Here is a 1,288-nt window from a genome sequence, read left to right on the forward strand (position 1 = left end):
GCGAATGCGGGGTCGGTGACGACCGCGCGGTGGAAGGGGATGGCGGTGGCCATGCCCTCGACCTGGAACTCGGCCAGGGCGCGGGACGCGCGCTGGAGGGCCTGTTCGCGGGTGGCGCCGGTGACGATCAGCTTGGCGAGGAGGGAGTCCCAGGCCGGGCCGATCACGCTGCCGGACTCCACGCCGGCGTCCAGGCGGACACCCGGGCCCGACGGCGGGGCGAACACGGTCACCGTGCCGGGTGCGGGCAGGAAGTTGCGGCCGGGGTCCTCGCCGTTGATGCGGAACTCGAAGGAGTGCCCGCGCAGGGCGGGGTCGTCGTAGCCGAGTTCCTCGCCGTCGGCGATCCGGAACATCTCCCGGACCAGGTCGATGCCGGCGACTTCCTCGGTGACCGGGTGCTCGACCTGCAGGCGGGTGTTGACCTCCAGGAAGGAGATCGTGCCGTCCGCGCCGACCAGGAACTCCACCGTGCCGGCGCCGACGTAGCCGGCCTCCTTCAGGATGGCCTTCGACGACGCGTACAGCTCGGCGACCTGCGCCTCGGACAGGAACGGGGCCGGGGCCTCCTCGACCAGCTTCTGGTGGCGGCGCTGCAGCGAGCAGTCCCGGGTGGAGACGACCACGACATTGCCGTGGGTGTCGGCCAGGCACTGGGTCTCCACGTGGCGGGGCTTGTCGAGGTAGCGCTCGACGAAGCACTCGCCGCGCCCGAAGGCGGCGACGGCCTCGCGGACCGCGGACTCGTACAGCTCGGGGACTTCTTCGAGGGTCCGGGCGACCTTCAGGCCGCGGCCGCCGCCGCCGAAGGCGGCCTTGATGGCGATCGGCAGGCCGTGCTGTTCGGCGAAGGCGACGACCTCGTCGGCGCCGGAGACCGGGTCGGGGGTGCCGGCGACCAGGGGGGCGCCGGCGCGTTGGGCGATGTGGCGGGCGGCGACCTTGTCGCCGAGGTCGCGGATCGCCTGCGGGGGCGGGCCGATCCAGATGAGACCGGCGTCCAGGACCGCCTGGGCGAAGTCGGCGTTCTCCGAGAGGAAGCCGTAGCCGGGGTGGATGGCGTCCGCGCCGGACTCGCGCGCGGCGTTCAGCACCTTGTCGATGTCCAGGTAACTGGTCGCCGGAGTGTCACCACCCAGGGCGAACGCCTCATCCGCGGCGCGGACATGCAGAGCGTCCCGGTCCGGGTCGGCGTATACGGCCACGCTCGCGATCCCGGCATCCCGGCAGGCCCGGGCCACGCGGACAGCGATTTCGCCACGGTTGGCGATGAGCACCTTGCGCACGA

1 protein-coding gene is annotated in these 1,288 nt (G+C 72.6%); it reads right to left on the minus strand.

Going from position 1 to position 1,288, the window contains the following annotated elements; translation table 11 throughout:
* On the minus strand, positions 1-1,286 hold a 1,286-nt coding region (locus tag ACFWYS_RS46635; RefSeq protein WP_384783209.1), incomplete at its 3' end, for an acetyl/propionyl/methylcrotonyl-CoA carboxylase subunit alpha.
* Positions 1,287-1,288 lie beyond the last annotated feature (2 nt).

This window comes from Streptomyces sp. NPDC059010 (genome assembly GCF_042740355.1).
GTDB lineage: Bacteria > Actinomycetota > Actinomycetes > Streptomycetales > Streptomycetaceae > Streptomyces.